This is a genomic window from Candidatus Zixiibacteriota bacterium, from assembly GCA_040756055.1.
Lineage (GTDB): Bacteria > Zixibacteria > MSB-5A5 > GN15 > FEB-12.
Window position 1 is genome coordinate 193089 of sequence record JBFLZR010000005.1, and the last position, 26199, is coordinate 219287.

At 52.2% G+C, this 26199-nt stretch carries 25 protein-coding genes, 1 pseudogene and 1 riboswitch; of the genes and pseudogenes, 2 read left to right on the plus strand and 24 right to left on the minus strand.

Translation table 11 applies throughout. From position 1 onward, the window contains the following. Nucleotides 1–4: 4 nt before the first annotated feature. Nucleotides 5–1303 carry a hypothetical protein gene (locus tag AB1483_10805; GenBank protein ID MEW6412942.1) on the plus strand — a complete coding sequence of 433 codons (1299 nt, stop codon included), beginning with the start codon at nt 5–7 and terminating at the stop codon, nt 1301–1303. On the opposite strand, the gene AB1483_10810 is transcribed toward AB1483_10805, so the two are convergent. The 15 genes from AB1483_10810 to AB1483_10880 all read right to left on the minus strand — a co-directional run bounded on the left by AB1483_10810 (nt 1300) and on the right by AB1483_10880 (nt 15758). Then, a complete protein-coding gene (locus tag AB1483_10810) occupies nt 1300–1746 on the minus strand; it encodes a MauE/DoxX family redox-associated membrane protein (protein ID MEW6412943.1) in 447 nt (148 codons plus the stop codon). The two genes, AB1483_10805 and AB1483_10810, sit on opposite strands and share 4 nt — an antisense overlap. Continuing rightward, complete coding sequence (locus AB1483_10815; GenBank protein ID MEW6412944.1) at nt 1734–2252, minus strand: rhodanese-like domain-containing protein; 519 nt, start codon at nt 2250–2252, stop codon at nt 1734–1736. Before AB1483_10815 ends, AB1483_10810 begins: the two co-directional genes overlap by 13 nt. A 241-nt stretch (nt 2253–2493) precedes the next feature. Beyond that, complete coding sequence (locus AB1483_10820) at nt 2494–2676, minus strand: hypothetical protein (GenBank protein ID MEW6412945.1); 183 nt, start codon at nt 2674–2676, stop codon at nt 2494–2496. Nucleotides 2677–2879: 203 nt separating this feature from the next. Further along, nucleotides 2880–3158, minus strand: coding sequence for a LuxR C-terminal-related transcriptional regulator (locus AB1483_10825; protein MEW6412946.1), 279 nt, complete (start codon nt 3156–3158; stop codon nt 2880–2882). Between the two features lie 65 nt (nt 3159–3223). Further along, nucleotides 3224–3757 carry a hypothetical protein gene (locus tag AB1483_10830; GenBank protein ID MEW6412947.1) on the minus strand — a complete coding sequence of 178 codons (534 nt, stop codon included), beginning with the start codon at nt 3755–3757 and terminating at the stop codon, nt 3224–3226. Between the two features lie 111 nt (nt 3758–3868). Next, nucleotides 3869–4888 (minus strand): lysylphosphatidylglycerol synthase transmembrane domain-containing protein, encoded by a 1020-nt coding sequence (locus tag AB1483_10835; GenBank protein ID MEW6412948.1) that lies wholly within the window; start codon nt 4886–4888, stop codon nt 3869–3871. After that, nucleotides 4885–6000, minus strand: coding sequence for a glycosyltransferase family 4 protein (locus AB1483_10840; GenBank protein ID MEW6412949.1), 1116 nt, complete (start codon nt 5998–6000; stop codon nt 4885–4887). Before AB1483_10840 ends, AB1483_10835 begins: the two co-directional genes overlap by 4 nt. Further along, the gene (locus AB1483_10845; GenBank protein ID MEW6412950.1) at nt 5997–9005 is read right to left on the minus strand and encodes a DUF2723 domain-containing protein; all 3009 of its coding nucleotides are present in this window, start codon (nt 9003–9005) and stop codon (nt 5997–5999) included. Before AB1483_10845 ends, AB1483_10840 begins: the two co-directional genes overlap by 4 nt. Nucleotides 9006–9127: 122 nt before the next feature. Then, nucleotides 9128–9562: a transcription antitermination factor NusB gene (nusB, locus tag AB1483_10850; protein ID MEW6412951.1), complete on the minus strand. Its 435-nt coding sequence runs from the start codon at nt 9560–9562 to the stop codon at nt 9128–9130. Next, nucleotides 9562–10035, minus strand: a complete 474-nt coding sequence (gene ribE, locus AB1483_10855; GenBank protein MEW6412952.1) for a 6,7-dimethyl-8-ribityllumazine synthase — start codon at nt 10033–10035, stop codon at nt 9562–9564. The genes nusB and ribE overlap by 1 nt, the downstream gene beginning before the upstream one ends. Nucleotides 10036–10048: 13 nt before the next feature. Beyond that, nucleotides 10049–11263 carry a bifunctional 3,4-dihydroxy-2-butanone-4-phosphate synthase/GTP cyclohydrolase II gene (locus tag AB1483_10860; protein ID MEW6412953.1) on the minus strand — a complete coding sequence of 405 codons (1215 nt, stop codon included), beginning with the start codon at nt 11261–11263 and terminating at the stop codon, nt 10049–10051. Between the two features lie 2 nt (nt 11264–11265). Beyond that, on the minus strand, nt 11266–11901 hold the full coding sequence (locus AB1483_10865; GenBank protein MEW6412954.1) for a riboflavin synthase: 636 nt from the start codon (nt 11899–11901) through the stop codon (nt 11266–11268). Further along, nucleotides 11901–13007: a bifunctional diaminohydroxyphosphoribosylaminopyrimidine deaminase/5-amino-6-(5-phosphoribosylamino)uracil reductase RibD gene (gene ribD / locus AB1483_10870; protein MEW6412955.1), complete on the minus strand. Its 1107-nt coding sequence runs from the start codon at nt 13005–13007 to the stop codon at nt 11901–11903. The genes AB1483_10865 and ribD overlap by 1 nt, the downstream gene beginning before the upstream one ends. Before the next feature lie 51 nt (nt 13008–13058). After that, nucleotides 13059–13182, minus strand: a riboswitch (FMN riboswitch). 48 nt (nt 13183–13230) lie between these two features. Further along, nucleotides 13231–13668: a response regulator gene (locus AB1483_10875; protein ID MEW6412956.1), complete on the minus strand. Its 438-nt coding sequence runs from the start codon at nt 13666–13668 to the stop codon at nt 13231–13233. A gap of 38 nt (nt 13669–13706) precedes the next feature. After that, nucleotides 13707–15758, minus strand: coding sequence for a GAF domain-containing protein (locus AB1483_10880; GenBank protein ID MEW6412957.1), 2052 nt, complete (start codon nt 15756–15758; stop codon nt 13707–13709). A 276-nt stretch (nt 15759–16034) separates the two neighbouring features. Between AB1483_10880 and AB1483_10885 the strand changes: the two genes are divergently transcribed. Then, complete coding sequence (locus AB1483_10885; protein ID MEW6412958.1) at nt 16035–16766, plus strand: hypothetical protein; 732 nt, start codon at nt 16035–16037, stop codon at nt 16764–16766. Between the two features lie 54 nt (nt 16767–16820). On the opposite strand, the gene rnhC is transcribed toward AB1483_10885, so the two are convergent. The 9 genes and pseudogenes from rnhC to grpE form a co-directional block, all read right to left on the minus strand. Beyond that, nucleotides 16821–17471, minus strand: a complete 651-nt coding sequence (gene rnhC, locus AB1483_10890; protein MEW6412959.1) for a ribonuclease HIII — start codon at nt 17469–17471, stop codon at nt 16821–16823. 2 nt (nt 17472–17473) lie between these two features. Continuing rightward, nucleotides 17474–18034, minus strand: a complete 561-nt coding sequence (efp, locus tag AB1483_10895; GenBank protein ID MEW6412960.1) for an elongation factor P — start codon at nt 18032–18034, stop codon at nt 17474–17476. A gap of 63 nt (nt 18035–18097) precedes the next feature. Then, entirely contained in the window at nt 18098–19945 is a 1848-nt protein-coding gene (locus AB1483_10900) for an ATP-binding protein (GenBank protein ID MEW6412961.1), read from the minus strand. Between the two features lie 56 nt (nt 19946–20001). Next, nucleotides 20002–20781, minus strand: coding sequence for a prepilin peptidase (locus AB1483_10905; GenBank protein ID MEW6412962.1), 780 nt, complete (start codon nt 20779–20781; stop codon nt 20002–20004). 28 nt (nt 20782–20809) lie between these two features. Further along, nucleotides 20810–21559 (minus strand): RsmE family RNA methyltransferase, encoded by a 750-nt coding sequence (locus tag AB1483_10910; protein MEW6412963.1) that lies wholly within the window; start codon nt 21557–21559, stop codon nt 20810–20812. Between the two features lie 2 nt (nt 21560–21561). Next, nucleotides 21562–22452, minus strand: coding sequence for a 50S ribosomal protein L11 methyltransferase (locus tag AB1483_10915; protein MEW6412964.1), 891 nt, complete (start codon nt 22450–22452; stop codon nt 21562–21564). 1 nt (nt 22453) lies between these two features. Beyond that, nucleotides 22454–23614: a molecular chaperone DnaJ gene (gene dnaJ / locus AB1483_10920; GenBank protein MEW6412965.1), complete on the minus strand. Its 1161-nt coding sequence runs from the start codon at nt 23612–23614 to the stop codon at nt 22454–22456. A gap of 31 nt (nt 23615–23645) precedes the next feature. Next, a pseudogene (gene dnaK, locus AB1483_10925) lies at nt 23646–25553 on the minus strand (molecular chaperone DnaK). Between the two features lie 15 nt (nt 25554–25568). Then, complete coding sequence (gene grpE, locus AB1483_10930) at nt 25569–26195, minus strand: nucleotide exchange factor GrpE (GenBank protein ID MEW6412966.1); 627 nt, start codon at nt 26193–26195, stop codon at nt 25569–25571. Nucleotides 26196–26199 lie beyond the last annotated feature (4 nt).

A 26199-nucleotide genomic window follows, 5' to 3' on the forward strand; every position in this document is an offset into this window, starting at 1 on the left:
ATATATGAGAATACGAAAATACATGATCGGCATAACGCTATTTGCGCTGCTTGCGGCCTGCTCCGCCAATGCGGCCATTTTCGACAACTCCCAAAAGCTGTCGCTTAAGATGGAAGATGTTTCGCTCCAGATGGTTCTCAACATGATCGCCGAGCAGTATTCTCTCAATCTGGTTCTTTCGGGCGAGGTTCAGGGTAATGTTTCCGTTCAGCTTCAGGATGTAGATATCGAGACCGCTCTGGAGTCAATACTCTATCCCAACGGTTACAATTACTATCTTCGCAACGATGTTATCGTGGTTAAACCGGTCGGTATGGACGCCGTTGGCGAACTTGAGTGCGAAATCGTTACGTTGAAATACGCCGACGCCGTAGCGGCCAAGTCGGCGCTGGAGACAATTAAGTCGAACAAGGGAAATATCGTAATCCTGGACAAAACCGATGACGCGACTACCTCGACATCCGGACAGTTGTACGCGCCCAACAGAATCGCCATTACCGATTACCCATCGGTGATAAGCAGAATGCTGAATCTGGTTACAAGTCTCGATCAGCCCGAACGACTGATTTCAATCGAAGTCAAGATCATCGAGACCAACATGGGCACTCAAACCAAACTGGGCATCGAGTGGCCCAGCGCGGTTACGAGCAATTTTGGGGCGTCGTCCTCCACCTCCTCGACGACTAACACTGCCTCCAGTTCCACGGACGGTAAGCTGGGAGTGCTTGATCCCAATAACGGCAACTGGACCTGGGGGGCCCTCTCGGTCAATCAAGTCACGGCCGTGCTCAATATGCTCGAGCAGAGCGATAACAGCAAGCTGATATCGGACCCGCACATAACGACGCTTGAGAATCATCAGGCGGTAATAAAAAGTGAGACAATCATTCCGATTCCGACAGTCAACCGTTTCACCGAAGGCGCGGCCACGCAGGATATCCTGACTTTCTACGATGAGGCTGTTGGTATTTCGCTCAAGGTGACGCCAAGAATAAACGAGGATGGCCGCATTACCATGGATGTGGAGCCGCGGGTGGAAGACATTATCGGCTATACGGGTTCCGCCGAAGCCCAGAAACCGATCACAATCTCGAGATCGGTCCAGACAAGGATCACCGTTGATGACGGTCAGACGGCCGCGCTGGGCGGATTGCTCAAGGAAGACATAATCAAGTCAGAAAAGAAAGTCCCGCTTCTGGGTTCGATTCCGCTGCTGGGCAAATTGTTGTTCACCTCAAGCTCGGAAGAGACCGAAAGAACGGACTTGATGATTCTGATTACCCCCCGAATCGTGGTCGACTAAGCCCGCCCGAGCTTCCAGCGCTTCGACGGGCTGTACCACAGCCAGGCGGCAAGTATCAGAAGTCCCATATCGAACAGTATCGACTGCCAGATTGACGAATTTCCATCTCCCGAGGCTTTAAAGCAGCCACAGTCTAAATTTATCCCCCGCATGAGGGCGCTGCTCATCGCTATAATAAATACTACGGTCATTCCAGCGACAATCACAATTGCTCCGCGATAATAAATTCCCGCGATAAGGCACAGGCCACACAGCAGTTCCAGCCACGGGAGAATTATGGCCAGCAGATTTATCGAGGATCCGGGCATAAGATGATAGTACCAGATCGAGCGAGCGAATTCCGATGGATCAACCAGCTTGTAATACGACGCATAGACAAAGGTTATTCCCAGCGTCAACCGGACCGCCATCGTCACATAATCACTACCCACTACTTTTCGCATGGCGCTCTCCTCTCCATCTCAAGGCCGAACTTTTCCCACTCCCTGGCTCCGCCGAAAAATATCGATGTCCGTGAATACCCCAGCGCCTGCATGTTTCTGGCCAGATGCAGCGACAAATCACATTCCTCACCGCTGCAGAAAATTATATAGGGCCGGTCTTTCGGCGAACCGCCGAGAGCGGAATCGATATAAGCTCCGATATTCTCCTCGGGGAGATATTCAAAGGGTATGTTTACGCTGCCGGGAATAGTGCCGCACTCGAACTCGGCCGGATCACGGGAGTCGATGAAAGTAACCTCGTGATTGCTGTACTCCATCTCAGCGACATCAACCGCTATAAACGGCGGGTCGCCCGGCTCCGCCGCGGGCGGGACTATCGGCCCATCGCCACTGGATAGTGACCGGTAATTTCCGATAAAGTCAATCCCTTTCGGTGAAATCAGATTGACACCCACTCCGAGGACGATTGACAGGGCTAACAGCACGACAATCTGCCTGATTAGCATTTTCCCTTCGTTCCTTCCATCTCAACGCTGTCTTCGAATTCTGCCAGAGAAGATACAAAAACTTCCGTGATTTTCAACCGTGTAATTATCTGCTTTTATACAACCGTGACTGAGGCGGGGTTCACGCAAACCGGCGATGGCCAAGTATTGTTTTCCCGAAGCCATGTCAAAAAACACGGGGTCCCCGATGGGAGACCCCGCTAATTTCTAAAGGAACGATATTGTGCGACCGGACAATGTCTCAGTGAGCTCTGCTCGCTACCGGTTTGTCGTGGTTCGCGACCAGTAGACTGTACCTGCCTGCCAGGATTTTACCAACCACAGAGGAGAACTTAGAAGGCGTCAGCACTTGAAGACTGTAAGAATGCCAGCAATCCTTCTCCCCTTTTTCGGCGTAGGTATCTTCGTCTTTGCGTCTTGGCATAGTTGGCTCCCTAATTTGTGTTTTCCCACTACCTGTGGCTTGAATGAAGTAGCTGCTCAAAACAGAAGTAAGCGATGAAAACATTTTAGGGATTAAACCAGGTACTTCGGATTCACCTCCTGTCAGCCAGGCTGGCCACTGTTGACTTTAGGACAGTCGCAAATATGTTTCCTAAATATCCCGCCTCACTATATAGATACAAATCATCGAGGGTCAATTGCAACAACTTTCTGCAGTTTCTTTAGGGCGCGCCACTTGTAAATATTTACTACCTGTTGGGTTACGCCCAAGACGCGAGCGATCTCCCTTTCAGTCATGCCGTTAAGGTAGTATTCCATTACCTGTTTCTGGCGAGCGGAGAGGGTGTTCCTTATGTGCCACTTGAGCCTATTTCGCATTTTCTTCAGCGCACCAGGCCCCGAGTTGATCCCACTTAAGACACTGTTGGACAGCCCCTTACTGGCCACCAACGAATTGGTCATGAGCTTATCCACAAGTACTTCGGCAAACTCATACTCTTTTCTGGGAGTCACCGCAAACCCACAGTCTAATAAGTAAGTTTATACTCAGTCCGTATCTTCTTCAATTCCTCGAGGGAGATATTGAATTTCAGTGAGGTTTCTTCCCTTATTTCATTAATGGCGATTCGTCTCTCGTATGCAGACAGGTCTTTAGGCAACTGGGCATAGCGATCCTTGTAATACTGCAGGATCTTTTCATGCATAGTCAGAGTTTTTGTGGTGGGCGCGGATGTCTTGACCAAAGTAGCGGCTGGTTTCGCGACAGCTTTAGCGGCCTCCAATTGGTTCTGTGTTTCGTCAACCAGATTTTCCAGTGAGTCAACGGTCGAGCGATAGGCCTGGTCTTTGCGCGTCAGCGAGTCTGCGTAGACGACATCTTTCTCGGCCAGGGCCATTTGAAGAGAGTCGGCTACTTGCCGCGCGCTATCAAGGCTTATCCCGGCCTGTGCCGTCCCTTTATTGTAAAAGGCCATGCTCCGGTCATGTTCACGATAGGTCTTGACATAGCTCAAGGCTACAATCAAAACGAGCAGCACTGCAGCAATCAGGATTTTTTTCATTGAACTCGCCTACTATTCTTATTGGCAGAATAGGCGGGCCGAATCTGAGTGTCAAGTTTGAACTTTTAACCGGGATCAGGGCTAAGATGTCGATGGTGATTGGCCGCCGGACTATATTTCTGCGGCAGCTGTCTTTTCCAGGTCCTTAAGGGTGAGATGTTCTTTCTTGAGGAAATAGAATCCCATAAGGGTGACGACGACATACTGCGTGGCGTGAAGCACCAGGGCGCACGACAGGGCCCTTTCATCGGTGATCCCGTACACGCTGAGGGAAATAACGACCCCATAATGATAAACGCCCAGAAAACCGGGAGTCGAGGGCGCCAGTATCAGGACTGACACGACCACGAGCAAGACGAACGAGGCGTCGAGCGGGATATTGAATCCGAATACCTTGAAGACAAAATAGTTTGACAGTCCCATCAGTATCCAGATCAGCAGGGTCTGAACACTCACCGATATGACGGCCCTGAAGTCAGTGAGAAACTCCAGGCCGCGCGAGAATTTGATGATTATACTTTGCAGCAGATCGGTCGCCTTGTCAGGCAGAAACGAAAGATACCGTTTAAGGAAATTTCCTATCTGGCTGGGTTTGGTGGCCAGCAAAAGCATTGCCAGAAGGCCAATCAGCGCGATAGCGATGGCCAGCTTGGTGGCGGCGACCATATTGTCCTGGATATGCGCGCGCAAGCTTGGCGAATAAGAAATCACCGCTCCGAAAATGACCAGCAGCGCCATTAAATCAAAAACCATCCGTTCAACGAAGATCGTTGCCAGCGACGCCGATTTCGTGACTCCCTTGTCCTGGCTTGACAGCGAATATGCTCTCACAAACTCACCGAGCCTGAGCGGGAGCACGTTGTTCGCCATGAAGCCGATACAGGTAGCCGCCAGCAGATTGGAGAATTCTACGCGCTTAATCGGGGCCAGCATGAATCTCCAGCGATACGCCCGCTGATACATGGTGAGCACAATCATCAGGATATTCGGGATGAGCCACAGATACTCGGCGTCCTTCAGCGCGGTCACCAGTTTGGCTATGTCGATATTGCGAAACAGCGCCCATATCAGTAGCCCGGATATAACCAGCCCCACCACAATGTAAATGGTCTTGCGCTGACTCGCAGTCATTTCTTCTCTCCCGCGAGCTGCTGCAAAAGAGCGTTGAATTTTGCGGCAGCATTGTCCCAGTTGAATTTTTCGGCCCACTGAAGACCGCCTTTTTCCAATCGAATCCTCAGATCAACGTCTGTCAGCACCGACAGAAGTTTCTGCGCAAATTGATCGATATTACCATACGGATAGAGAAAACCAGTCTCACCGTCGCGGACCGAGTCTCTCAACCCCGGTGAATCCGCAGCGACCACAGCGGTACCCACTGAATTTGCTTCGATATTTGTCAACCCCCAGCCCTCTTTCAGTGACGGCAGCACAGCCACGTGAGCCCGCCTCATTCGGGTCACCTTTTCTTGTGTCGAGACATAACCGGGGAATTCTATGTTTTCACTCAGTCCGAGCCGTAACGCCAGGTTCTTGAGGTCATCCAGGTAGTCCCCGTCACCGACCACCATAAGACGCGATGTCGGCAGTTGCTTTTTCACGATCGCAAATGCCTGTATCAGGTGTTGCACTGACTTGTATTTCTTAATCCTGCCGAGGTATAGAATCGTCGGATCATCGTATTTCGTCACGGCCGGGTCAAATGAGTAAAGCTCCCTGTCAATTCCGCAGTGGATCACCGATATATCTTCTTTTGGCACTCCCCTGAGACGGATATCCTCGGCTGTCGATTCGGAAATAACGTTGAAAGGTCGTCCCCGGTAAACCGGCACCAGCGGTTTCTCCGCCAGATAAATATATGTACCGAGCAGGAAATTAATCTCGTGAAAGACCGTGGTTGCGAAAAGATGCGGCACTACTACCAGTGTCTTCAGATTAAGATACAGGGGCGTATAGAAAGGAATTTTATTGATATCTTCAATCAGGATATCGAACCGGTTTTCCCTGACGAGCTTTCGCAAATGAAAAGGTGCAATCAGATTAAAATTGTACCTGTTACCGCGGCGAATAATTTTAATTCCCGCAATGGTCTCTTCTGGCGGGCAGCCGGTCCATCCGGAACAAAAGAGCGTAACCTCGTGTCCGCAGGTGACCAGACGACGCAGAAGCTCCTCGAGGTGTACTTCGGCGCCTCCGGCATAAGGGTTCTTCAGATCATTCCAGTTCAGCGCAAGAATTTTCATTGATTGACGCCTTTAAGTGAGTCGAGCCGGCGTATTTCCTTTTCAATATTGTTCAGAAGTCCGGAGATCTCAGCGTCATCGGGATTGCGTTGCACCCAGCTTCGAAGAAGGCTGCGCAAGTCATCGAGCCGCCTGGTTTCGAAATAAAAGCGCATGAGGTCTTCCAGGGCCGGTCTGTAGTTCGGGTACTGCTGCAAAAGTTGCCGGAGGATATTTTCGCCCGCCCCGGAATTACCCTGCCTCATCTCCAGCCTTGCCATAAGCGCCGTAAGTGGTTTTATATCGGCGTACACCGACGTTTCCATAAGCCGCTGAAGCTTATCTCTTTGACCGATGTCGGCATATATCGATGCCAGATAAGTGATAGCGTCAGTCGAATGAGGAATATATTCCACCGCTTTTTCCATGAGCCAGGCTGCCCGTCCATAATCGCCGGCCCTTAAAAGCGTATCGGCTACCCGCATAAACGTTCCCGCATAGTTTTCGGTAAGACGAAGCGTTGTTTCGCTCTTGTATATAGTCGGGTCGGCTATACTCCGATACTTGAATTTATCGGGGTTGGTAAGCAGATCTATGCTGGCCTCGACATCGATTGTCATGGTTCCGTTAGTCCGTGTCATTCGCCAGGCCTGACCATTCATGACCAGCAGCGAGTCGATATTCTGTCCCATGAACTTGCGCGAAGACGGGGGCACGGTCATAAGGAAATTGATCGGGCGACGTCCATAATTTTCTTTAATTGCCGCCGACACGACCTGATTCGCCAGCCGGTGGATATTACCAAATTGATCGCGAAAAACGACCAGCGAGTCTATCTGCCCTTCTGTCCAGCCCAGATCGACGCCCATGGGATAAACAAGGTGTTTGATATACCATTTCGTGTTGGCCAGCGACATATTAATAATGTCCACATCCTGACGGATATGATAGACCTCCTGAAGACACCAGAGCGGGAAAGTATCGTTGTCGCCAACGGTTACGAGTATGGCGTTTGGATCCGCGGAAATCAAAAAATTCCATGCATAATCGTACGGCATATAATCGCGGGAGCGGTCCGACAGAAAGTAGTTGTTGGCCAGCGTGAACGACGGCAGCAAAAACAATACCAGCGACAAGCCCGCGACATAATTGCGCACCGTTTTCGATTTGCCCTGTAAGCTCTCCCTTATAAAATGCACCACCGATGCCAGACCCAATCCTATAGCGAGTCCAAACATTATGTATGCGGGTGTGAAGAAGTAATCCCGGTCACGCACTTCGATATAATCCAGCCCCGTTGCCAGATTTTGCCGGGTACCATCGGCGAAATTCATATACAGCACCAGGCCAACCGACGCCAACAGGAACAGGACGACAAAGGGCACTCCCGCCCGCGCACGCCGTCGCAAAAGTTCCCAGATACCAAAAAGCCCAACGACGAAAAGCGGTACAAAGCGCACGCCGGTCACGCCATATTGTTCTTTGAAGAAGCGCCACAGACCCATGCGGCGGTAATCTCCCAACTGATTTCCCCACTCTCCCCGCCGCTCGAACATCCGCTCGACCATCGACTGGCTGCCGTACTGTTTTCGTTCGATGAAGTTGATGGTGGCCTCGAGGCTTTCGGAGGGATTGTTCTCGTTGAGCATCGGCTTGTGTGCCGACCGGATCGGAATGAACATATGGGTCGAATAGCCCAGCACCGCGACGAGCAATATTGCCAGGGCATTTTTCCAGCCGGGCCGTTTGAGAACAAGACCGGCTACCAGTATCACGATAGCCCCCGCAATCAGACTGTAGAAAAATTCCCAGACGCCAAGCACGACAGTGGACACGCAGGCCAGGGCGATAAGAGTGGTCCAGTTCACATATCGATAGATGGCTACGAACAGACCAATTCCGACTATGACGGTCGCCAGCAGGAAGATATGGTATCCCCTTATATTGAGCGCCACGATACCGGTCATTATACCTGCCGCCAGTATGAATATCGCCGACACTAAAAAGTGGGATCGAGCTTCGCTTTCGCGCGGCAATTTGAAATACCTGTACAGGAGGAACAAACCGCCCGCCGCAGTGAGAACAAACGAGACCTTGCCTATCACGCCGAGGGTGTCGAGTGCAGTTGCCATCGAATTTGCCCCGCTTGACCCGCTGATGGCGCGAACCGCGTGTCCCGCCAGAGGGATTACGGACATAAGTAACCCTCCGGCGACCCAGAGATATATGGTCGGCATTTTTTCGTATGAGAAGATATAGAAAAGATAGACGATTAGGGCGATAGCCACCGGGATATAATAAGGTATTTCATTCGGGCGCGAAGACAAGGCGAATATCAGATAGAGTTCGAATAGAACAAAGGCTCCGACGCCCAGCCATATCCGCCCGGGTGTCCCCGGCTTCAAAATGAACAGCAGCGCTACCGCCGGAAGAGCCAGAAAAGTCGTCATGTGTACGCCGATGCCCGCGAAGGCCACGTAGAAAGCCAGGAGCATAAAGCGCTGGCCGGCGTTCGTGCCGGCGCGCTCGTAGTAAAGAAGTCCGAGCCAGACGACCGCCATCAGCATCATCATCGACAGGCCGTACACTTCCGTCTCCACCGAGTTGTTCCAGTTGGTCAATGAGAAGGCTGAAAACAGGGCTCCGCTTGCGCCGCCGGCATATACAATGACCCGCGTAAGCGTGCTTTTGTCCACCTGGAAACATGCCCGGAGCAATCTTACGAGGACCAGATAACCGAACAGAGCGGTAAACGATGATGATATCACCGAAAGCATATTGAGGCGAACGGCGATATCGGATGACCAGGGGATCAGGCTGAAAAGGCGGCCAATCAGAATGTAGAGCGGAGTACCCGGCGGATGGGGAATACCCAGGATATAGCTTGCGGCGATGAATTCGCCACAGTCCCAGAACGACAGGGTCGGCGCTTTCGTCAAGGTATACACGACAACCACCGCCAACCATACCGCGAAAGCGACAAGGGCGTTGGGGCGATCAAAACTCGCTGAAGTAGATAATTTCATCGGTCCGATAACGAATATATTCCCGCGAAAGAAGGTTTCGTGCTAACGCAATCTCTAAAGAAATGCAAATATATGCGGTTCGATGTCAAATTACAAATTCTTTGAGGTCGCCGCGATTTCGGTCAACGACTGCTCTGGTCAATTCTCCTCTGTTGTCTTTTTACAAAATTATCCAGGATACCGTTGACGAATTTTGAGGATTCCAGCGTGGAATATTTCTTGGCCAGTTCAATTGCTTCATTCAGGACGACCTTGACCGGCGTATCGGGAATCATCAGCAACTCGACAATGGCCATGCGCAAGATGGTCCTGTCGATCGCGGCAATACGCTCCAGATTCCAGTTTTCGGCGAGCTCCGCTATATGATCATCGGCCTGGCCTTGATGGGCCATCACGAGCCTCAGCAGGGCGAGGGCGAATTCGACATTCTTGGGGCTGAGCTTGTCCTCGCTCGATATCTTTTTAAAAGCCTCTTTCGGCTCTACTTCCCCGTGCTCCCATGCATACAATGATTGAAGTACCAGCTCGCGAGCACGGCTTCGGGGCGATTCTTTCATTATTTACCCAGCGAGGCGTAAAGGGTGACCATCTCAACCGCGGAGAGCGCGGCATCCCATCCCTTGTTACCGGCCTTGGTGCCGGAACGCTCGATGGCCTGCTCCAGGGTATCGGCCGTTACCAGCCCGAAAATTACCGGCCTGCCCGTCTCGAGCGCGACCTTCGCTATCCCCTTGGAAGCTTCGTTGCTGATATAATCGAAATGCGGGGTATCTCCCCGGATAACGGCTCCCAGGCAAATGACCGCGTCGTACTTGTCGGTGGACGCCAGCTTCGCCGCGACATAAGGTATTTCGAATGCTCCCGGCACATAGGCGACCGAGATCTGTTTCTCATCACAACCGTGTCGGACCAGACAATCGATAGCGCCATCGCGCAGCTTGTCGGTCAGAAAATTGTTGAAGCGACTCACCACCAGAGCGAAACTCTTGCCGGCAGCCTCAAGCTTTCCTTCGTAAACCTTATAGTTCACAAATATCTCCAATCTACTTTAGATTTAATATGTGTCCCATCTTATCACGCTTCGTGGCAAGGTAGGTCAGATTGAAACTGTTCGGTTCAATCTGGATCGGTACCCTTTCCACTATCTCCAGCCCGTAACCCTTCAGCCCAATGACCTTTTTGGGATTGTTGGTCAAAAGGCGTATTGACGAAAGGCCGAGATCGACGAGAATTTGAGCCCCGATACCGTAGTCGCGAAGATCCGCTTCAAATCCCAGTTCCTCGTTGGCTTCCACCGTATCACGGCCGTGATCCTGAAGTTCGTACGCCAGAATCTTGTTAGCCAGCCCGATACCGCGGCCTTCCTGCCTCATATACAGAATAACTCCCAGGCCCTCTTTCTCGACCATCTGCATCGCCTTGTGAAGCTGGTTGCCGCAGTCGCAGCGGCTCGACGCGAAAACATCGCCCGTCAGACACATCGAATGAACACGCACCAGGACATCCTTCTTGCCGCAGACATCACCTTTCGTCAGGGCCAAATGGTGGTAGTTGTCGATGTCGGACTTGTATAGATGGAGCTTGAAGCTGCCGAATTCGGTGGGAAGTTCCACCGTCGAGACTTTCGCCACCAGTTTTTCGTTCTGACGGCGATATGCAATCAGGTCTCTGATAGTAATGATTTTCAGATTGTACTTTTGAGCAAACTCCATCAGTTTGGGCACTCTTTTCATCGTTCCATCGTCGTCCATTATTTCGCAGAGCACGCCAATCGGTTTGAGGCCGGCGAGCCTTGCCAGATCGGTGGAAGCTTCGGTATGGCCGGCTCTCGAGAGAACGCCGCCCTTCACGGCCTGAATGGGGAATATATGTCCCGGGCGAGCCAGGTCTTCAGGCTTGCTCTTGTCGCTTACAATCGTTTGAATCGTGACCGCCCGGTCGTAAGCTGAAATGCCGGTGGTCGTACCGTCGACAGCATCGACCGATACCGTAAACCGCGTACCGAGCTTGGCGGTATTGTTGTCAACCATCGGATGCAGCTTCAATTGCGCGATCCGTTCCTCGGTGAGACACACGCACACCAGACCGCGACCGTGCATGGCGAAGAAATTGACGGCTTCGGGAGTCACCCTTTCGGCTGCCATAATCAGGTCGCCTTCGTTCTCCCGGTCCTCATCATCAACGACAATGATGAATTTGCCGCCCCTGATGTCCTCGATCGCCTCCGGTATGGTGTTGAATTTATATCGGCTATTCATTGTTACCATCCGCTTTCTCTAAGTTTCTCTATAGTAAGATTACCGTGTTTTTGTTTATTCGTTGCTTTCAATATGTATTTGCCAATCATGTCAAATTCAAGATTTACGGCCGTGCCTTTTTTCATCTCTCCGAGGGTGGTGACCCTGGCCGTATGCGGAATCAGGTTCACACTGAGCCATCCCGGTTTGGTCTTGTTCACAGTCAGAGAGACGCCATTTATCGATATGGAGCCTTTTTCGATGACGAGTTCGTCGTAAATGGAATCGAACGAGACCGCCAGTTCCAATGAATCACCGACCGCCTTGAGGTATTCAACCTTGCCGGTATCATCAATGTGCCCGGACACCAGGTGCCCGCCCAGTCGATCGCCCGCTTTCAGGGCGCGCTCCAGATTTATGCGGCTTCCCTTGTGATATTCACCGACAATCGTCCGGGCGACCGTCTCCTGCGACGCCTCGACAACAAAGGCGCCGCCGCCGTATTCGGTCACAGTGAGACAGGCGCCATCGCAAGCTATTGATTCGCCAACCTTCAATCCCTGTGCTGCCATTTCGGTTTTGATTTTCAACAGACGGTATCCGCCACGTTCCCTGACATTTTCGAGCAGCCCGACTGCTTCTATAAGGCCGGTAAACATCAGGCCCTCTCTTTCTTGGGATACCCGACAAACACCGTGTCCGGCCCGCTGGCGAAAGTAAAGGACTGGTCGAATCTGAGAGCCTGGGTCAGACTGCGAATATCGAGCTGACCCACAGACTCCATCCCCCTGCCTACGATAAGCGGCGCCGTAATGACCACCAGCTTGTCCACCAGGCCTTCCCGCAGAAAAGACGTAACGAGGCTGCTTCCGCCTTCCACGAGCAGCGACTGGAGACCAAAGTTGTATGCCTTGTCGATAAAGTCGCCGAGGTCGATTTCGTGTTGTCTCCGGCTCTTCACCGCCCACAGAATCGCGCCTGGATTACCTTTATGAACAGAGCCTTGCTTGACCGCCCTCTCCGTGGTTGCGATTATTGTTCGGTAGTCTCCATTGTCTTTAAATAATCGGGCGCCGGACGGCAGACCCATGGTGCTTGATAAGACAATTCGATAAGGGTCCTGTCCTTTGATATGTCTGACAGTCAGCATTGGGTCATCGATTTTGACGGTGTTACTGCCGACCACTACGGCATCGACCTGTGCTCGAAGTTGATGAGCATAGCGTCGGGAGGCGGGCGATGTTATCCATTTCGAGTCGCCAAGCGAGGTGGCAATCCGGCCATCCAGTGACTGCGCGATTTTGACAATGACAAACGGCCGCTTATTCTCGTGGTAGCCTATGTACGCATCATTTAACAGGCGCGCTTCATGGCGAAGCAGACCCGCTTCTACCTCGATGCCGGCCTTGCGGAGGCTCCGCATTCCCTTGCCATTGACGACCGGGTTGGGGTCTTTGATGGAGAAAACGACGCGCTTTATCCTGGCTTCTTTGATAGCTTCGGTGCACGGACCGGTGCGCCCGATGTGACAGCAGGGCTCCAAGTTCACAAAGAGGGTAGCCCCGCGGGCTTGACTGCCCGCCTGTTTGAGAGCCATCACCTCGGCGTGCTCCTTGCCGATGGCCCGATGATAGCCACGTCCGACTATTCTGCCCTTCTTCACAATCACGGCTCCAACCATCGGATTGGGAGCTGTCTTGCCCCGGCCCTTAAGGGCCAGGTCAAGGGCCATTTTCATGTAGTTGCTGTCGGCAGTCAAAGCCATAAAAAAACCCCAAAATACACTTCGGGGCGCTGCAAAGCAGACGTAAACCTGCCTGATCTTCTCCCATCCGGACTGTACCGTCGGCATCTGGATTTCACAGATTCAACCGGGAGCTATCCCGGCTCGCGGGCTTTAACCGCCGGTCGAGGAATTTCGCCTCGCCCCGAAGATATGTTTAATATAGAATATACGGTTTGCCGGACGGAACGCAAACCTTTTTTTGTCAGGCTACGACTTTAAGCGCTTTATTAACTGTATCGTGTAACTGATGGAAATGGAATGGCTTATCGAGGACGGCCGCAATTCCGCCGCGCACCACGTCGGCATCGGTAAACTGCGACCCCAAGGCCGTCACCAGGACCACCGGAAGATCTGGTATTGCGGCGTGGATAAGCTCGGCCAGTTCGAGTCCTGACATTCCCGGCATGCCAAGATCCGTGATTACCAGGTCAAACTGGCTGCGGCCGATAACCTCAAGGGCACTGTGGCCATCGAGGCATTTTGTGATCCGGTGACCCGCCGTAGCGAGAATATCCGATAAAACATCGCAGATTGACTGGTCATCATCGACAACCAGAATTGACGCCCCCTGCCCAACCGGACGGGACCTGCCTGTTCGCCGCTTTGCGGCTAATGACACGTTCTGATCCAGAGGTTCCACGCCCGTTCTCCTGTCTTGTGCTCCCTTGAATCAGGCCTTCATTGAGAATCGACCGCGCCAATATACTCGTTGATCCGTCGGGCCGATTTGTCTATTATCGAAAGACACCTCTCGATACTCTCTTCGGTCGGCGTCGGGTTGGTTTTGAGCAATTCCACGGAACCCAAAATGCCGGTCAGGGATGACCTGATGCGGTTTCTCGCTTCCGGCTCGGGGATACCAGGGTCGACAGATTTCGACCTGACGATCTTAAGAGTCGAACGCGCCGGTTTACGGGTCCGCGCTATATGGATAGCCATTTCCAGAACTACGGCGATCGAGGTCACGAACTGAATATCCGCCTGAGTGAATTGATAATCCGACCAGTTGCGTGAATCAGCGAGGCTTATAACGGCGACATTCGATGAATTCACTTTCACCGGCACAATTAGGGCGGATTTCAGATCGATCCCGAACACCTGCGTCGATTCCGGCTGGGTCATCTTTCTATCAGTCTGCTCCTGATTTATCATCATGGGTCGACCCGTATCGAGTACGAGTTGATGGTACGGCATGAGCGATAAGATCATCGAGCCTCCGGCTGGAGTAACGGAACCGATCTTGCCGTTCGATTCCAGAGCCCGCGAATTCAAGAAAGCCCCATCGGCATCAACCGTCGAGACGCGTACCACCGTGGGTTTCAGTTCCTTTGACAGGATCGAAGCCGCGTGCGAGAACACCGTCTGAAGGTCCTGTTCTCCTCTAATCTCGGAGACGAAATTGTTGACGGCGAATGCCCGGCGCTCTCTCACCCCGATTTCTCTGCGGTGCCTGTCGAGAGTAACGAATCCGGACAGGGTCGGCACGAGCGCTTCAATGTACTGCCGACGAGAGGACGTAAAATACCGGGGCTCTTTACTTGCCAGCGTCATCACCGCTTCGACTGAATTACCGATTTTCACCGGATGCAGCCACATCGATTGATACTCTCCCATCGTTACGATATCATCCACGCGGCCCCAGCGCTCATCAGCTTTATCGGCCAGGTACAGCGGATTGCCGCGCACGAAAACTTCGCGCGTCACACTATCGGCCCGCTCAAAATCAACATTAGGTTCACTCAGGACTCCGCCTGTCCCGCCGAGGGTATATCGCTGCGCGACGTTTTTGCCGAACACCATTGTCAGGCTGAACAGGTCAAACGCTACTTTATTTCCAAGCTGCTGAGCGAGGCCTGCCAGAATTTCTTTGGCGTCCCGCGTACGGTCGAGGTTTGATTCTAAATTTGCCTGCCACTGCCGCAGTTCTTTTTCGAACGATGATCCCATCTGGAGCACATCAAGGTGCATCTTTCGGCCAATGATATCGGCGGCTATCTTCAGATTCATCCTCTCCTCATCGGAAAGCCGCGATGAATTCTCACCCCAAAGCAAAAACAGACCTGCCAGGCGATCACCAGCCAGCACCGGAAGAACCAGCTGCGGCATGTCTATCCCGTGCGGGAGGCTGTCAATAACGATATCGGCCGTTACGCCGCAGTGCCTGGCAAAAGCGGCGGCAGCCGAGGGTGAGAAGACGATGTCGTGCAAATCCGGGCTGTCCTGCTCTTCGGCGTGGCATTCACTTACGAGGATAAATTTGCTTGAGCTGGATGAATAGGCAAAGACCGCGCCTTTGGTCAAATCATGAGCGCTCAACATCTGCTCCAGAGTCTTCTTGAATACCACCGGCAATCGGTTTTCAACCCGCGCCAGTTGCTCTGTCTTCTTGATTAATTCAAGCTTACGGATCTTTTCCCGGTTAAACATGCGGTATGACCGGGACAATGGCACCCAGGTTGTAACCCCGTTTATTAGAAAGGTCAGTCCGGTCATAACCCCTATGCAATAGGCCAGCTTGAAAAAGAGCGGATCGGAGATAAACGGCACGGACGCAAAAACCCCGAGTCCTTTGTATATCTGTACCAGCGATATCATCGCCAGAATCGAAAGTCCAAAAGCAATATGATTATAGCTTTGCCTGTCCTCGGCCGTCAGGTGCTGGCGGAATCTGGATACGGCCACCAGAGAACATAGAAATATCATTGCCACGATAATGTCGAATAATTGCACGAATTCTCCCTCCTGGCCGACAAGGTTGTTACTATTATTAGATTATCGGCAACACTGAGCCATTTGTTAGGAGACACGGCGGTGGGATATTCCCCCAAATGAGTTGGACTTTCCCGACTATTCCCAGAACCTGCCATATCAACCATTGGTTTAATAATACGGCCTATCCGTCTGTACCGCAATTACATCACGATACGAGCCGACAGTTGGCACCATCGTTGCTCCATTCGGGGCAGAAACAATTTGAAATCCCCAACAATTGAGGGAGGTACGCAGATGAATCGCTTATTCACAAAAGCAGCAATTCGTATTACTACTGTCCTTCTGGTCGCGATCCTGACCGGATGTTCCGACAATACCATCACCAACGTCATCTCGGCGGATGACTGGGTGGCAGGTACCGAAAGCACCGCTTATTTGCCGCTGGCCGAGGGTTACACAACCATTTACAGCGTAGAATACTCCGACGGCACAGATGATATGGTTACCCTTGAAGTGGGCCGCCAGGTCCAGCTGGCCGGCATTTCGGCCGTAGAGTGGTTCTCCACCAGCGGAGACGGACTTGATACCGGCTATGTTCATGCCACGTCCGACGCGGTGTATTTTTACGAGAGCGCCTCGGCTTCTCCTGAGAAGATACTGGAGATGCCGTTGCTGCTGGGCAACAGCTGGTCGCGTTTTACGGATATCTATATCGACGACCAGTTCATTGACATTATCACGGACTATGATAAGGATGATGTCGACGGCACCGAAGGTACCGCCAAGACATTCCCGTCCAGCGGTGGAGACATTATGACTGTAGCCGGAAGCGAAGGACTTCGTCTCGGCGACGGCACTTACTACAGCGGAGCCGTAAAAATATATAACGCGAGTGAGACGGTAGGTAAAACAAACTACTACTGGTTTGTGGCCAATGTCGGTCTGGTCAAATACGTAATCGGAGCCACCGATAGCAGTTACCCCGATGGTGACATAGTAGGAGAACTGATTTCCAGCGGATATTGATTTTTCTCAAAATAGACACGGACAGCCGGACCAGTGGTCCGGCTTTTTATTTGTCTAAAAAAGAGTAGGATTGACGATACGATGGAAGTTCTTAAAGTGAGTCTTCCCCACTCTATCGAGAACTTCGGGGCCGTGGAGCGCCACGATTCTTCTGCCGGCTTCATCCACGTGCGCGGCAGCGCCTCGCGGCAGCTCGAAACTGAACTCATCGGACAATCGCTGCATCTCCAATATGAATCTCGCCCTCGCCAGAATCGACGCAGCGGCTACCTGGACGATGCTCTCCCCCCGCACTACCTGCCGGAGTTCAATTGAGAGTTTCCTGCGGACCAAAGCCGACTCGACCAGTTCCGACTTGCCGAACTTATCGGATATCGCCAGTTCCGCGTCATTCTTTTTCAACACCTGCGCAATGGCGTCGGCATGTCCATCAGCCAGAAGCTTATTGAGGTTTTTTATCTCTTTGTATATTTTGTTGTATTTCGCCGGTTCGATCACCACTACCGCATGAGCATAGTCGGCGCGGAGTTCACGATCAATCTCGATGATCTTTTTATCGGAAATCTGTTTGCCGTCGCGGACGCCGATAGCGCGAAGCAAAGCGCTGTCGTTGTCATCGGCTAAGAAGGCGGCAATGACAAGGGGACCGAAAAAGTCCCCCTTGCCTGATTCGTCGACACCGATAACCCGGTGCAAAGACTTCATTTCTAATTGGCTCGTTCGAGATATTCGCCCGTGCGGGTATCGACCTTCACCTTGTCCCCCTCTTTGACAAAAGGCGGGACCTTAACGGTCAAGCCGGTCGAGAGAGTAGCGGGCTTGGTGACATTGGTGACAGTGTCACCCTTAGCGGCCGGCTCCGTTGTGACCACCTCCAGAATAACCGAAGCCGGCAGATCGACCGAAAGAGCTTCATTGTCCAGAAAGAGCACCTTGTACTCTTCGTTCTCCAGAAGGTACCACTTGGCGTCGCCGAGTTTGTCCACCGGGATCGCTATCTGTTCGAATGTCTCAGTGTCCATAAACGAGAATTCACCGGCATTCTCGTACAGATACTGCATTTTCTTGGATTCCATGTCAGGAGGTTTGAAAGCGTCATTGCTCGAGAAGACTTTCTCGACAACCGCCCCGGTTTTGATATGTTTTAGTTTCGTGCGAATGTTGGCCTTGCCGCGACCCATCTTGAAATGCTGGTACTCAATTACGTAATACGGCTGGTCATCGACGATAATCCGAAGGCCTTTTCGAAAATCAGACGGTGAATACATATCTCCTCCTGTTAAGAATCGGCCCAAATATAACAAAAACCGAAACTAACCCAAGGACTTTTTTTACACCGTAGCGACTGGATTTTTGCGGTGTTTGGCAGGCTGTTTAGGGCCGACAAGAGGCAGCGTGAGTGAAAAGACCGTTCCCCGATCCACGTGGGATTCCACCGACAAAGAGCCGCCGTGCAGATCCACTATCTTTCGAGCCAGAGGCAATCCCAGACCTGTTCCTGAAGGTCGTGTTGAGAAGAATGGCGTGAAGATTTTATCGAGATTCTCGGGCGAAATCCCGCAGCCGAAATCCCGGACCTGTATCGCGACGCGATCCGCCTGTGCGCAAAGGCTTAGCTCGACACCACCCGGCATCTCCCCGTAGCTTATCGCCGCGTTTTCTACCAGATTGCCGACCGCCTGCTTGATCAGAAGCGCGTCAACATCCACCGGCGGTAACTCACGCCCGCCCGTGTCTAACTTGAAATCGATAAGCCGGTACTCCGGACGAACCGTGAAACTATCCAGTAAGTCGGCAAAGAGAACAACAAGGTCATATTTTTCCGGAGAATAATCGAAGGGCCTCACAAAACTCAGGAAACGATCAATCAGCGATTCAGCCTCTCGAGTCTCATCGTCCAGGGCGTCGATAGTCTCCGTGTCGAGCGCATTTTTGATCAGCCTCTTGCGCACGAGGTGATTGTAGCCCCGCATGGCGCCGATGCTGTTGCGGAGTTGATGCGCCAGTCCACCCGCCATCTCACCCAGGGCAACCAGGCGCTTCTTTGCTTCGACTTCCTTTCGCAGACAGTTAATCTCAGTCAGATCATTTATAAGGATTGATGCTCCCACCTTGTGAGCGGTGTAATCATTCAGGGCCGATATGGTGACACCGAGACTGAGAACGTTGTCAGCATCAAGCTCCACTTCCAGTTCCCGGTATGATTTCGCTTGGTCTTCCTTTAAAACCGATTTCAGCTCTTGGGCGTTTTGTCCGTTGAAGATCGATAGTGATCCAAAATGCTTGCCGGTGAACTCCGGCGGGTCAACTTTAAGAATGGTCCCGGCGGCTTTGTTTATCGAAACGATTTTGCCTTCGGTATCGACCATAATCAGTCCCGACGTAATCGACCCGAGAAGATACTCATTGAAATGCTGCAGGCTGTCGGCTTTTCGTTGAATCGCCTGATTCAAAAGCAGCAGTTGCGATTCTTTTTCCTTAAGCTCACCGATTATCTTCTGGTAGTCCTCAACCATCGCTTCGACATCGTCCGTACTCTCCTCCACCGGGCGGCCGGCATCGAGCGCCTGTTTTCGGATCTTGCGGAACGGTGCGAGAATGAATCTGAAGACGACAATGTAGAGGGCCATGATAATCAGAACAGCGACGGTGTTGACGGCGATTAAAGATCTCGATGAATCCTCCAGATAGGCCAGCTCAGGAGCTATCGTGGAGAGAACGAGTATCTTCCGGCCGTCGCTCGATGGTACCACGCACGAGAAAAAGTACTCGGCCTCGTCGCCCCTGGTAAGCTCCCGGTGTCGTGATTGCGAAAGCGCTTCTCTGATCGACGCGGGAATCGCGAACATCTTCCCCCCCGTTTCCACCTGAAGCCAGCCGTCCGCCTGGTGGATTTGATCTATTGTATTCGACGGCACCACGGTAATGGAACTCAGCTTATATTTAACCTTGAGTTCGTCTTCCCGCGCGATGCCAATATAGTCCACATCCTCCTTTTGCACGGTTTTACCGATCGACAGGGCGGCGCTGTTGAGCCGCACGGTGGTGTTCTTTCGCTCGGAGCTGTAGGCATCGTAAACCAGAAGATTGGACCTGAAATTGAGAAACAGCAGGATGAAAATTATCACCAAAAGACCCAGGTGAACGGCCTGCTCGAATTTGCTTTTGTGCTTAATCATGGCTCTAAGCCATATATCGGCAATAAATTAAGACAGTTGAGGAAGGCTTGGCAAAGCTATACGCGAAGGAAATTGTTCACGTAAAAGCGGATAATCTGCTCTCCATAGCAGATAGCCAGCAGAGCCGCCAGCGCGATAAAAGGCCCGAAAGGTATCATCCGTTCTCGACGCAATTTCGACGAAAAGGCCATTATCACGATCGAGACGACGAGTCCGATGACGGCCGAAGATATAAAAATCAGAAGTATCTTCTTCCATCCCAGAAGTGTGCCCAGCATGGCGGTCAGTTTGATATCGCCACCTCCCATCGATTCCTTCTTAAACAGCCAGTCCCCCAGAATGGCAACCAGCCAGAGCGAACCGCCCCCGACCACGAGACCGATGAGCGAGTCAACTATACCCAATTGGCCGGGCAGCAGAGAGACGGCCAGGCCGAGGACAATTCCCGGTAGTGTGATAGAGTCGGGTATTATCATGTGGTCCAGGTCGATGAAAAAGACGACTATCAAGACCGAAGACAGGATAGAGTAAACGAAAAACTCCGTAGACAAACCAAACTGCCGGAAAAAATACAAATACAACAGGCAATTCATCAACTCAACCAGCGGGTAACGAACAGATATTCTTGCTTTGCAGAAAGCGCATTTTCCACCGAGCGCCAGATAACTGATCACAGGAATATTGTGATACCACTTGAGTTGGTTTGAGCATTTTGGACATACTGATCGGGAAAGGAAAAAGCCGCGTTTCAGTGGCAATCTGTAAATAACGACATTGAGAAATGATCCGACCGCCAGACCGGTCAGGGCGACCATTATGTAGTCCGGATAATTCATATCAAGATTATTATCGGCAGAAAACCGATTATCTCAATTCGCCGAGTGCATTCATTACCAGCGCGCAGGCTACGGGCCCGGCTGTTTCCGCCCTGAGTATGCGCCGCCCAAGAGAAACAGCCTTGATTCCCTTGTCCAGCGCCAGATTCATCTCCTCGGCGCTGAACCCCGGCTCGGCCCCTACGATAATATTGACCCGTCTGGTGTGGGCGGATAAACCGGACTCTTCCAGCGGACGGCTACCGGCCGACGGATGGAATATGAGGTTGACCGACTCCGGGCCTATTTCTTTCAAGTAGTCGGTGAAAGTCACCGGCTGCGCGATTTCAGGACGATAAGACCGTCGGCATTGTTTCATGGCGGCGAGCGCTACTTTTTCATAGCGAGCCACCTTTGTTCTCGCCCGTTTCGGGTCATCAACCGTCACTTTCGACTTTTCGGTAATCAGTGGCACGAAACGTTTGACACCCAACTCCGTTCCCTTTTCGATCACCGTATCGAATTTCGACCCGGTCGATAAACCCGCCGCCAGCGTCAGCACCACTTGTGGTTCTCCCATATTTCGCGTCTGGGAGTGAACCCGGACCTCAACCAGCTTCTCACGTGTGATTTTCGCTATCTCCCCTCTAAAACCGCCGCCGAGACCATCGACAGCTATCAGCACATCCCCCTGTTTCATCCGCATTACTTTTACCGCGTGGTGGCTTTCTGCTTTTGAGAGAACCAGTAGACCGTCGCTCAGAGAATCCGGCTCGACATAAAAAATCGGGGGTTCCAAGATTACTCCTTGTGGACCGTAAAAGTGCGCCACTCGTTCTCGGCGTGGATGCTGAAATTGGTCAGCCCCAGCGATTGGAGCCCGTCTGTAATACCCTGCTCATCCTGCTCGAGAAGCCCCGATAACACCAGGTAGCCGCCCGGCGCGGTTAATTTATCGAGAGACTCAAGAATATCCAGAATGGTCGATTTGATAATATTGGCGCAGACAAAATCGTAAGGCTCGTCATCTTCACACTTTTCTATCGATCCGTGAACGATATCGTGAGGAGCGGCTACCTTGTTAATGATAAAATTTTCACCGCAGTTCTCGACCGCCAGCAGATCGTAGTCGATTGCTTTGATATATCCCGCTTTCATTTTGTCGGCGAGGATCGCAAGGATACCCGAGCCGCATCCGAGGTCCAGAAAGCGCATGCCGGCAAAACCATTGTCCCTTATGGCCAGTAAACATCCCTGTGTTGTTTCATGAGTGCCTGTCCCGAATGCCATTTTGGGTTCAACAATGATGTCATATTTCGCTTCGGGTGGCGCATTTTCCCATGGCGGCCGCACGGCAACATCGCCCCCAACAACTGTCACCTTCACCGACTTGCGATATTCATCCTCCCACTCCGCGCTCTTGATCTTTTTCTGTCTTATCTCGGGCACTGTTTGAAGCTCGTTATCCATTGCCACGAGACTGGTCAGATAGGCGCCGAGTTGCTGACGGCTCTGCTCGACACCGTTGTCGGGAATATAGAACTTGATTGTAGTCACGGCGCTGTCCTCTTCGTCCTCCAGGACAATACCGTTACTGAGATTTTCAATCACGAAATTGCAGACAGCGTCACACAGGCTGCCCGGAACCTCGACAGAAACCTCAACCCAGAATTCGGCGGAGTTATCAAACACTCTATACCCCCAGTGTTTCTCTCAATTTTTCAAAAAACGACTTGCTCGCCGGAGGCGGCACGAATGATTCCGATTCGGAAAGTTTCTCGAGCAACTCTTTGTCGGACTCACTGATTCTGGTCGGAACCCATACCACCACACGAACCAACTGGTCGCCCCGGCCCGAAGAATGAAGATGTGGTATTCCCTGCCCGCGCATCTTGAGGACCTTACCCGGTTGGGTCCCGGCGGGAATTTTTATCTTGGCTTTGCCGTTCAGAGTCGGGACCGATACCGTACCGCCCATGGCGGCGGTAGCGAATGATATTGGAAGTTCGCACAGCACATGGTTGCCGTGCCGCGTGAACTGGTCGTGCTCTTTCTCCTCGAAAATGGCAATCAGGTCGCCCGGCTCTCCGCGGTTGGGAGCGGCGTTGCCCATGTTCTCTACCGTCATGTAGTTGCCACTCGCGACTCCAGCAGGAATTTTGATTGAGACCTGAGATTCTCCCCGCACGCGACCTTCACCCCGGCAGGCGCCGCAAGCTTCGGCAATTATCTCCCCTGTTCCCCGGCACATATTACATGTCGTTACCTGCTGAACGGTGCCCAGAAAGGTCCTTGAAATGGTGCGCACCTGTCCTGCCCCTTTACATTGCGGGCAGGTCTTTTTGGATGACCCGGCCGCCATACCGGAGCCATCACAGGTTTCACAGACCACCAGACGCTTGACCTTGACGGACTTCTCAATTCCTTTCGCGATTTCTTCGAGAGAAAGCGGAATCCTTATTCTAAGGTCCTCCCCCTTGTTGCGGCGGCGACGCTGTCCTGTTGAGCCCATACCGAAGAAATCATCGAAGATCGATCCGCCGCCGAAATCCCGCATGAAGGCCCTGAGGGCATCGCTGAGATCGAAACCCTCGAATCCACCGAACCCACCGCCAAACCCTGCGCCCTGCCCTACTCCGGCGTGACCGAATTGGTCGTAGGCCTGCCGCTTCTGAGGATCCTTCAAAACCTCATAAGCCTCGGTGGCCTCTTTGAAACTTTCCTCGGCTTCCTTGTTGCCCGGGTTGCGATCCGGATGAAACTTCATCGCCAGCTTACGATAAGCCGACTTGATCTGGTCTTCCGAGGCACCCCGGTCAACGCCCAGGATTTCGTAGTAGTCTCTCTTGGCCATAACCTTGTTTTATCTAACTCTTGTCGTCATCGACAACTTCAAAATCAGCGTCAACAGCGCCATCACCTTTGTCGGAATCATCAGCTTTACCCGGTTGAGCCTTTTGCTGATCTGCTCCCGCGCCGGCCGCCTGCTGCGCCTGCGACTGCTTGTACAGCTCTTCGGCGATCTTGTGTGATGCCTGCATCAGTTCTTCCTTCGCCTTATTGATGGTCTCGACCGAATCGCCGCTTATGACTTCCTTAACTCTGGCAATAGCGGCTTCCACCTTCTTTTTTTCGTCTTCCGAAACTTTATCACCCAGCTCTTTGAGCGTCTTTTGGGTGGTGTAGACCATCTGGTCCGCTTCATTTCGAGCCTGAATCAAGTCGGCTTTCTTCTTGTCCTCATCGGCGTGCTTCTCGGCGTCACTGACCATCTTATCGATTTCCTGCTCCGACAGCCCCGATGATACTTCAATGCGTATGGACTGCTCTTTACCGGTGGCCATATCTTTGGCGCTCACATGAACGATACCGTTGGCATCAATATCGAACGTTACCTCGATTTGAGGAATTCCCCGCGGCGCAGGCGGGATACCCACGAGATCGAATTTCCCCAGCGTTCGGTTGTCGATGGCCATTCTGCGCTCGCCCTGAAGCACGTGAATCGACACGGCCGTCTGGTTGTCATCGGCAGTCGAGAATATCTGGGATTTCTTCGTTGGGATGGTCGTGTTTCTCTCGATGAGTTTGGTCATAACACCCCCGAGCGTTTCGATACCCAGGGACAAGGGCGTTACATCGAGCAAAACGATATCCTTCATGTCGCCGGATAATACGCCGCCCTGAATGGCCGCGCCGATGGCCACAACTTCATCAGGATTCACGCCTTTGTGGGGTTCCTTGCCGAATATTTCTTTGACCAATTGAATGACTCGCGGCATACGCGTCATACCACCCACGAGCACCACCTCGTCAATCTGCTGGAACGACAGCTTGGCGTCAGCCAGCGCCGCCTTACACGGTCCTACGGTGCGTTGAATCAGATGATCCACCAATTGCTCGAATTTCGAACGAGAGAGGGTCAGATCGAGATGTTTCGGGCCCGATTGGTCTGCGGTTATGAACGGCAGGTTGATATTCGTCTGCATCGTCGATGACAACTCGATTTTGGCCTTCTCCGCTGCTTCCTTCAGACGTTGTAGAGCCATGCGGTCTTTGCGAAGGTCTATCCCGTTGCTCTTGCGAAACTCATCAGCCATCCAGTCTATAACCGCTTGGTCGAAATCATCGCCGCCAAGGTGAGTGTCGCCGTTGGTCGAACGGACCTCGAAGACCCCGTCACCGATTTCCAGAATGGATATATCAAACGTTCCGCCGCCAAGGTCATATACAGCGATTTTCTCGTTACGCTTTTTGTCAAGACCATAGGCCAGCGATGCCGCCGTAGGCTCGTTGATTATTCTGAGGACCTCCAGTCCGGCTATTTTGCCGGCGTCCTTGGTTGCCTGACGTTGCGAGTCGTTGAAATATGCCGGGACCGTTATCACGGCCTGCTTTACTTCCTGCCCCAGGTAGCTTTCCGCGGCGCTTTTGAGCGACTGTAAAATCATCGCTGAAATTTCCGGCGGCTGATATGTTTTCCCGCCGGCTTCAATTAATACCGCTCCCCTGTCATTCTCTGTTACTTTATAAGGGACTATCTTCTCTTCCGATGATACCTCGTTGTGAAGTCTTCCCATAAAACGCTTGACCGAAAAGACGGTATTTTCCGGATTCGTCACCGCCTGTCGCTTGGCAGCCGCGCCGACCAGACGTTCTCCATCTTTGGTAAAAGCCACTATCGATGGAGTGGTGCGCGAACCTTCCAGGTTGGGAATTACCACCGGCTCCTTGCCTTCCAGGACCGCCACACACGAATTGGTGGTTCCCAGGTCGATTCCTATTATCTTCCCCATATTCGATACACTCCTTTATTTGTCACTCGTCATTTTTCTACCTGAACTGACACCCACTTTGCTGTGGCGGAGAATCCTGTCCCCCTGACGATACCCCCTGCTCATTTCCATCGCCACCACTCCTTCATCGTGATCTTCCGATTCTATCTGCATCATGGCGTCGTGAAAATTCGGGTCGAACGGTTTCCCCACAGCCTCGATGGGGGTAATGTTATACTTCTTAAGCAAATTAATCATCTGGTTTAAGATGAGATCCGTCCCTTTACGGAGCGACTCCGAGTCAGCGTTATTGTTGGCGTGGCTCAAGGCCCGTTCAAAATTGTCAACGATGTCCAGGAATTCGAGCATGACGGCATCGTTGGCGGAACGAACCATGTCCTCATACTGACGGGCCACTCTTTTCTTGTAGTTTTCGAACTCGGCCGCGTTTCGCAGAAGCTTGTCTTCGAGCTCGGCCACGCGCCGGCGCAACATTTCTTCCTCGGTACACGGCTGCGCCTGCGATGATACTTCTTCCGGTGAATCGGCTTTCTCCGACTCGACGCCCGTATCTTCGAATGGCTCTCTCCTGTTCGTCGTCTGTTCATCCCGCTCGTCCCGATTCTTATCGGTCTTCGCGTCATCTTTATTCTTCTCAGTCATCCTC